Annotated in this window: 8 protein-coding genes; 2 read left to right on the forward strand and 6 right to left on the reverse strand. The window is 62.3% G+C overall.

The window, feature by feature from the left end:
• The 6 genes from ileS to VFJ08_RS01570 all read right to left on the reverse strand — a co-directional run.
• A partial coding sequence (gene ileS, locus VFJ08_RS01545; protein ID WP_324994447.1) for an isoleucine--tRNA ligase occupies window positions 1-1836 on the reverse strand: 1836 nt, incomplete at its 3' end.
• A 202-nt stretch (window positions 1837-2038) separates the two neighbouring features.
• The gene (locus VFJ08_RS01550; protein WP_324994461.1) at window positions 2039-2878 is read right to left on the reverse strand and encodes a nitrilase-related carbon-nitrogen hydrolase; all 840 of its coding nucleotides are present in this window, start codon (window positions 2876-2878) and stop codon (window positions 2039-2041) included.
• A gap of 68 nt (window positions 2879-2946) precedes the next feature.
• Complete coding sequence (locus VFJ08_RS01555; RefSeq protein ID WP_324994449.1) at window positions 2947-3645, reverse strand: glycine betaine ABC transporter substrate-binding protein; 699 nt, start codon at window positions 3643-3645, stop codon at window positions 2947-2949.
• A gap of 39 nt (window positions 3646-3684) precedes the next feature.
• A complete protein-coding gene (locus VFJ08_RS01560; protein WP_324994451.1) occupies window positions 3685-4467 on the reverse strand; it encodes an ABC transporter permease in 783 nt (260 codons plus the stop codon).
• A gap of 6 nt (window positions 4468-4473) precedes the next feature.
• Window positions 4474-5691: a betaine/proline/choline family ABC transporter ATP-binding protein gene (locus tag VFJ08_RS01565; RefSeq protein ID WP_324994453.1), complete on the reverse strand. Its 1218-nt coding sequence runs from the start codon at window positions 5689-5691 to the stop codon at window positions 4474-4476.
• Complete coding sequence (locus VFJ08_RS01570) at window positions 5688-6221, reverse strand: ABC transporter permease (protein ID WP_324994455.1); 534 nt, start codon at window positions 6219-6221, stop codon at window positions 5688-5690. The genes VFJ08_RS01565 and VFJ08_RS01570 overlap by 4 nt, the downstream gene beginning before the upstream one ends.
• Here VFJ08_RS01570 and VFJ08_RS01575 point away from each other — a divergent pair.
• Both VFJ08_RS01575 and VFJ08_RS01580 read left to right on the forward strand, forming a co-directional pair.
• Complete coding sequence (locus VFJ08_RS01575; RefSeq protein WP_324994457.1) at window positions 6177-6644, forward strand: amidohydrolase family protein; 468 nt, start codon at window positions 6177-6179, stop codon at window positions 6642-6644. The two genes, VFJ08_RS01570 and VFJ08_RS01575, sit on opposite strands and share 45 nt — an antisense overlap.
• A 37-nt stretch (window positions 6645-6681) precedes the next feature.
• On the forward strand, window positions 6682-7966 hold a 1285-nt coding region (locus VFJ08_RS01580), incomplete at its 3' end, for an FAD-binding oxidoreductase (RefSeq protein WP_324994459.1).

Raw genomic sequence — 7966 nt, forward strand, 5'->3', positions numbered from 1 at the left:
TTCGAAGGGATCGACCGTATTGCCCTTGGACTTGGACATCTTCTCGCCGTTGGCATCCAGCAGCAGACCGTTGACGATGACGTTCTTGTAGGCCGGCGAATCCTTGACCAACGTGCCGATGGCATGCAGCGAATAGAACCATCCGCGGGTCTGGTCCACGCCCTCGCAGATGAAGTCCGCCGGGAAGTTCGCCTCGAAGATCTCTTTATTTTCGAATGGATAATGCCATTGGGCGAAGGGCATGGCGCCGGAGTCGAACCACACATCGATGATCTCGGGCACGCGCCGCATGGTGCCGCCGTCCGCGGCCGCCCAGGTGATCTCGTCGACCTGCGGCTTGTGCAGGTCAAGCTCGGCGTCGACCGGCACAGCGTCACCCGCGTGCCTACGCAGTTCGGCGATCGAGCCAATGACGACGATATCGTCCGGATTACGGTCGTTGACCCAAATCGGCAGCGGCGTGCCCCAATAGCGATGCCTAGAGAGCGCCCAATCGACGTTGTTGGCCAGCCAGTCGCCGAAGCGGCCGGTGCCGACGTGCGGCGGATGCCAATTGATCCGGTTGTTGTAGGCGACCAGCTTGTCCTTATGCGCCTGCGTGGCCACGAACCAGGACTCGACCGGGTAATTCATCAAGGGCGTGCCCTTGCGCCAGTCGTGCGGGTAGTTGTGAACCGTGACCTGTTGGGAAAACAACAGGCCGCGTGCCTTGAGGTCGCGCGCGATCGGCTTGTCGGCGTCCTTGAACCACAGCCCGCCGACCAGCGGAAAACCCTCACGGAAACGCCCGTCGCGCTCGATCGGATTGAACGCCGGCATATGGTGTTCGCTGGTCACGCGGTAGTCGTCGGCGCCGAACGCCGGCGCCTCGTGGGCGATGCCGGTGCCATCCGCGGTGGTGATGAAGTCGGCCGCGATCACGCGCCAAGCGTTGTCGGCCTCGGAGTGATCGGCGAAACAGTCGTAGGGCGGCTGGTAGCGTTTGCCGATCAGCGCATCGGCGCCGAAGGTTTCGAGGATCTCGGCGCCCTCGCCCAGCGTGGCGGCGACACAGTCCTTGGCCACGATATAGAGCGAGCCGTCCTCGGCGCGCGCCTTCGCGTACTCGATGTCCGGGCCGACGGCGAGCGCGACGTTGGACGGCATGGTCCAAGGCGTGGTGGTCCAGGCGAGGATCGCTACATCCGGCTCGTCCTTGAGGAAGAACTTGACCGTGATCGACGGGTCCTGAACTTCCTTGTAGCCGAGGCTGACCTCGTGCGAGGACAACACCGTGCCCGAGCCCGGCGAATACCAGTGGATTTTGTGGCCTTTGTAGAGCAACCCTTGCTCGTGGAGCTGTTTCAGCAGCCACCAGACCGACTCGATGTATTCGTTGGAAAAGGTCACGTAAGGAGCGTCGAGATCGGCCCAAAAACCGATCCGCCGGGTCAGCTCGTCCCACTGGCTCTTGTAGCGCAGCACCGATTCCCGGCAGGCCGCGTTGTAGGCGGCGATGCCGTAAGCCTCGATGTCCTCGCGCGATTTAAGCCCGAGTTCCTTTTCGACCTCGATCTCGACCGGCAGGCCGTGGGTGTCCCAGCCGGCCTTGCGGTCCACGCGGTAGCCGCGCATGGTCTTGTAGCGGCAGAACGCGTCCTTGATGGTGCGTCCGAGCACGTGATGAATGCCCGGCCGGCCGTTGGCCGTGGGCGGGCCTTCGTAGAAGGTGAAGGTCGGGCCGTCGGCGCGCGCGGCGGTGCTGGCCTCGAACACGCCGGCTTCGTCCCACCAGCGCCGGATCTCGCTCTCGACGGCCGGCAGATTCAAGGGTTTGTGCTCGGTAAAACCGCTCATGGGAGTACGCTTTGATGGACGTTTGATACAACTCGCGCTGCGTCATGCGCGATGTCAGGAGACAACACGGGTTGTCAATGCAACGGAAAATTGTAGGCGCGATACTATAAACCCTGGGCTCGGTCCGTGCACTGGCGTATTGCCGTTGCATACGACGCGGCGCGGCGTCGTGTGAAACGTGGACGGCCTAGTAAGACCTCACCTATAGATCGCCCCCGTTCTGCGCCAGCCGGTCGAACTCCCGGCAGAGCAAGGAGAGTCGCGCCTCCTTGATCAACGGCACGCGCCGCCGCTGACGGCGGACTTCCTGCAGATCGATATCGGCGACGATCAACGCGGGTTCCCCGCACGGCGCCTCGGCAATGATTTCCCCCGATGGCCCGGCGATGTGCGACCGCCCCCAGAATTGAAATTCGCCCTCGCAACCGACGCGATTGACGAATACCACGACGCTTTGAAACATGCGAGCGTAGAATTGGGTGATGCCATGCCAATAATCAACGTTGTCGACGCGACCGGAGAAACGGCTGTCGGCGCTATTGGTGGGGATCAATAAAATCTGAGCCCCATCCTGTACCGCGAGAAACGGCAGCACCGACTGCCAGGCGTCGTTGCACACCATCATCGCCATCGCGCCGTGTTTAGTGTTGAATGCGCACATGCTCTGCCCGGGGCTGAAATGCTTGCGTTCCTCGAAGGCGCCGTAAGTCGGCAGGTACAGTTTGCGATGGACATGCGCCAGACGGCCCGCCTCGAAGTAAACCGCACTATTGTAGGTTCGCAGGCCGCCATCCTCGTGTAACCCAAAGGTGATCGACATGGCGCCGGTATCCTCGAGCAACGGCTTCAGGCGCGGGTCGGACGGCGCCAGGGACACTTCTTCGCTGATCTGTCCCAGCGAGTAGCCGCTCACGTAAAGCTCCGGAAAGACGAGAAGATCCACCTCCTGCTCATGCGCCTGTTTTACATAAATCCGCATATTGTTGAGATTTTGGTCTATCTCTCCAGGTACAGAGTCTATTTGTGCCAAGCCTATACGCATTTTAAAGAATACCGACCGAAAAAGCGGACCATCCCGGTTCACGACCGGCGTGGTCCGCGTGAGTTACATTAAATTTGACTATTCGGCGATGAAACCGTGCTTGACGAGGAACTGATGCGCGACCTGTCCTGCAGTATCGACACGTTGCTTTTCGGGAACTTCCAGCCATACGCCTTTTCCAGACCACGCAAGCCGTCATCGCGCTGGCTGAACTCGTTGCCCACGCACAGGGTGGCGTCCTGCGGGTGGTTCTTGATCACCTTACCGATGTCGTCCAGCGTTTTAAGATGGTATTTCTTGGCGGTTTTCTGATTGGTGACAATACCGTAGCTGTCCGAGAAGTCGGCCGGCTTCAGCCAGACGATATTGTTTTGCTTAAGATCCTGCTTGGCCACCTGCTTGTAGAGGTGCCCCTTTTTGGTATTGGTCGTGGTATGCCCCAGATAACTCAGCCACGCCGTACCGGTGCACTCCCAGTACATATCGATCTCGCCGGACAACAGTGCCTTGCGTACCGCGTTGGAGCCCGCCAGACCGGTCTGATCGGTGACATCGGCACCGGCGGCCTCCAACAGCTCGATCGTTATCTGGCCCAGGATTTCCTGCTCGGTGAATCCCTTGGAGCCCACGGTCAGATGAGCTCCGGACAAATCCACTCGCTGCGCCAGAGGCTTTTGAGCCAATGCCGCCCCGGACCAGATCAGACTCGCAGCCGCCGCCCCGCCTAACGTTAGCCTTAATAATTTCAACATGAATAATTTCAACATGGTCATCCTCCGTGTGGGTTCCATGAACTCGATTTATTGTCACAGCCCCCTGGGTCGCAGCCAGATTTCCGCAATCCCCGCCAGCCAGTCGATCAGCAGCGCAAGCACCGCCGACAGAACGCCCCCGGTCACCAGAATGGTGGTCCGCCCAAGATTGTTGCCGGTGACGATGAGTTGGCCCAGCCCGCCGGCGCTGACAAACGTCGCCAGCGTCGCGGTGCCCACGAGTATCACGAGCGCGGTGCGAATGCCGGCCAGCATCACGGGCACGGCCAACGGCAATTCGATGCGGAACAACACCGCGGCCCGGCTCATGCCCATGCCCCGGCCCGCCTCGATGACCGCCGAGTCGATCTGGGTCAGACCGACCATGGTGTTGCGCAGCACAGGTACGATCGTATACAGCACAAACGCAGCGACCGCGGGCCAGAATCCCAGCCCCACTGCAATCGCCAGCAGTACGAGGACGCCGATCGACGGTACCGCCTGACCTATGCCCACGATTGCCGTGATCGCGGGCGTCAGGCGGCGCATGAAGCGGCGCGTCAGCAAAATGCCCAGCGGAACGGCGATGGCGATCACCCCGACGGTCGAGACGAGGGTCAGCTCGATGTGCTGCAAAAGCAGCCGCGAAATGGTTTGTGCGTTGAGACTGCGTTGTTCGATGCTGTCGAGCTGCTTGCTGTGAATCCACAGATACAGCAGCAGACAGACTATTGCCAGCGCCACCGGCATGACGGTGTGGCGTAGCCACGCCGGAAAGCCACGGCCCGGTTCGCGATCGGCATCCTGATTCGCCGCCATCGGCTTCGAGTCCGACATGATCGATTACCTGCCCGGGTTGCCGGAATCGGAGGCGTCGCGGCCCTGGCGGTCCAGCCGACGCGCTTCGGCATGCAGGGTCGCGATGGCCTCACGCACGGTCTCGAAATCGATCACTTTCTCGAAGTAGCCATTATCATCGACCACGGTCGCGCTGCCGACCGTCGAGGTGATCATTGCGTCCAGCGCTTCGTACAGGGTGGTGCGCGCATCGAGAATACAACGCACCTTGCGGCCGGCCGTTTCGGGTGATTCGCGATCGAGACATTCGGCCGAAGCCCAGCTATGCGGCCGGCCTTCATCGCCCAGCAACAGCAGCCAGTCGCGCCGCGACTGTGCCAGTGTCTGGCGAAGCTGCTCCGGCGGATCGGCGACGGTGCCGGATGGCCAGTCCGCGGCCGGCATATCGGCGACAAACGACAGACTCAGGCGCTTGAGGGTCGCGCCGGAGCCGACGAAATCGCGCACGAAGTCGTTCGCCGGGCCCGTGAGTATCTTCTGGGGGGTGTCGAACTGGGCGATCTGCGAGCGTTCGCGCAGGATCGCGATGCGATCGCCCATCTTGATGGCCTCGTCGATATCGTGGGTCACGAACACGATGGTTTTCTGGATCTGTTCCTGGAGGCGCAGAAACTCATTCTGCAGCCGTGTGCGGGTGATCGGATCGATGGCCCCGAACGGCTCGTCCATCAATAATACCGGCGGATCGGCGGCCATGGCCCTCGCTACGCCGACGCGCTGGCGCTGGCCGCCGGACAGGGCTTTGGGGTGACGGTTGCGGTACTCGAGCGGGATGCCCACGGTTTCCAACAACTCGTCGATGCGTTCGTTGGTGCGCTTCTTGTCCCAGCCGAGCATACGCGGCACCACGGCGATATTGTCCGCGATGGTCATGTGCGGAAACAGACCGATTTGTTGAATGACATAGCCGATCCGCCGCCGCAGCTGATCAGGGTTGGCGTCGCTGACATCCTCGCCCTCCAGGATGATGCGCCCGGACGACGGCTCGATCAGCCGGTTGATCATTTTCATGGTCGTGGTCTTGCCACAGCCGCTGGGGCCCACGAAAACCACCACCTCACCGGCACGGATGTCCATGGACAGACTTTCGACGGCCATCTCCCGGCTGCCGGGAAAGCGCTTGGCCAGCTCCCGCAGGCTGATCATGACCTCGGCCTCGGCGTTTTCTCGCGCCTGACTGTCATGTGCTTGAACGTCGTTCATCTTGTTCCCCGCGGCGTCGTCAGCCATGTGAGAAATGTCAAAACCAGATCGAAAATAATCGCCAGGATCACGATGCCCAGCGTCCCGCCCAGCGACAGATCGAGGCCACGGGCGGTCCCGATACGGGCCAGCCCGGAAAAGATGGGTTTGCCCAGGCCCGGGCCATTGACGTAGGCCGCAATCGCGGCAATGCCCAGCACAATCAACGTGGATACGCGCACCCCGGTGAGAATCACCGGCCAGGCCAATGGCAGCTCGATACGAAACAAGGTCTGCCAGTCCGTCATGCCCATGCCACGCGCGGATTCGGTGATCGCCGGGTCGACGCCGCGCAGCCCGGTAATGGTGTTACGCAAAATCGGCAACAGGGCGTACATGACCAGGGCGACGATGGTCGGCGGATACCCGAGGCCGAGTATGGGAATGAACAGACTGAACGCGGGGTACGCATCAACTGTCTGTTCGCCGGCGGCGTGGCGCTCGACGTGCTCGAACGCACCGCCGAGCGGATACGCCCGTTCGGCTGGCATATTCAGCTGCTTGTCGATGCCCGAACCCTGCCCGCGCTCGCGCCGCGGCTGCATCGACTCGACGTGCCCATCGTGTTCGATCACATGGGCCACGTGCCCACCGACGCCGGCCTTAACGACCCCGGCTTCCGGATCCTGCTCGAACTGCTGCGGGACGGCCGGTACTGGACCAAGCTTTCGGGCGCCTATCGAATCTCGGAGCACGCGCCGGACTACCGCGATGTCACCCCGTTTGCACGGGCGCTGGTCGAGGCCGCACCCGAGCATCTGGTCTGGGCCAGCGATTGGCCGCATCCGGCCATCGCGGGCCCCATGCCCAACGACGGCGCGCTGTTGGACCTGCTCGCGTATTGGGCGCCCGAGGCCGGCGTGCGCGAACGGATACTGGTGAATAATCCGGCCCGGCTTTATGACGCCACCTGATTTACGCTGTCGATAGCCATCCGCCCACGGTAATCCGATGATTCCCGAGCTTCCCGTCGAAAGACAAATCGATCCGCTGTACCGCGAATTCATACAGTCACTCGACGGCCGCGATTTCGCGGGCGATATCCAGCATGACTACGCGGCCCGCCTGACCATGGCCACCGACAACAGCGCCTTTCAGGTGCTGCCTGAAGGCGTGTTGTTTCCGCGCGACGGCGACGATATCGCGCGTATCCTGACGTTGGCGGCCGAGCCGCGGTTTCATGCGGTACGCCTGGCCCCGCGCGGCGGTGGCACCAGCACCATCGGGTGTTCGCTCACGGCCGGGCTGGTGATCGATTGTTCGCGTCACATGAACGCGATTGTCGAGGTCGATGCCGAGGCCGGCTGGGTGCGCGTGCAGCCCGGTGTGGTGCTGGATCAACTCAACGATCATCTGGCCGGTTACGGCCTGTTCTTCGCGCCCAATGTAGCCCCCAGCAGCCGCGCGACGCTCGGCGGCATGGCCAATACCGATGGTTGCGGCAAGGGCTCGCGGGTCTACGGCAAGACCAGCGATCACGTGCTGGAAACCCATCTCGTGCTGGCCGGCGGCACGAAATGGCGGGCCGCGTCCTGCACACGGCCCGAACTGGATGCGATCAAGAACCGCGAGGATAGCGCCGGTCATATCCACCGCGAAGTTGATGCGGTGGTTACCGAACACCGCGACGAAATCGCACGCGTGTTTCCCGATCTCAACCGTTATCTGAGCGGCTACAACCTGGCTCAGATTTATGACGCCTCGGGCGAGCGCTTCAATCTCAACAAGCTAATCTGCGGCTCCGAAGGCACGTTGGCCCTGGTGGCCGAATTGAAGCTGCGCGTTCTGCCGCTGCCCAGGGCCAAGACGCTGTTCGCGCTGCGCTACGACAGCTTCGACGACGCCCTGCGCGACGCCGAGAAACTGGTCGCCTTCGAACCGAGCGCCATCGAAAGCCTGGACGACAAGGTGATGGGACTGGCGCGCGAAAACCCCATCTCTACCCGCGTGCGCGATTTCATCGAAAACGCCGACGGCAGCACGCCCGACGCGGTCAATCTGGTCGAGTTCGCGGCCGGCCCGGACGATGAACTCGACGCGCTGACCGACCCGTTCCGGCGCTATCTCGCCAAAAACAGCGACAGCCGTTCGACCGGTTTCTACCACGCCGAGGACACCGCCGCTATGGCCGCGCTCTGGGATTTGCGCAAGGCCGGCGTGGGCCTGCTCGGCAGCACGCCGGGCGATCGCAAGCCGCTGCCGTTCGTCGAGGACACGGTGGTCGACCCCCGCGTGC

It is taken from the genome of Salinisphaera sp. (genome assembly GCF_035690525.1).
Taxonomy (GTDB): Bacteria; Pseudomonadota; Gammaproteobacteria; order Nevskiales; family Salinisphaeraceae; genus Salinisphaera.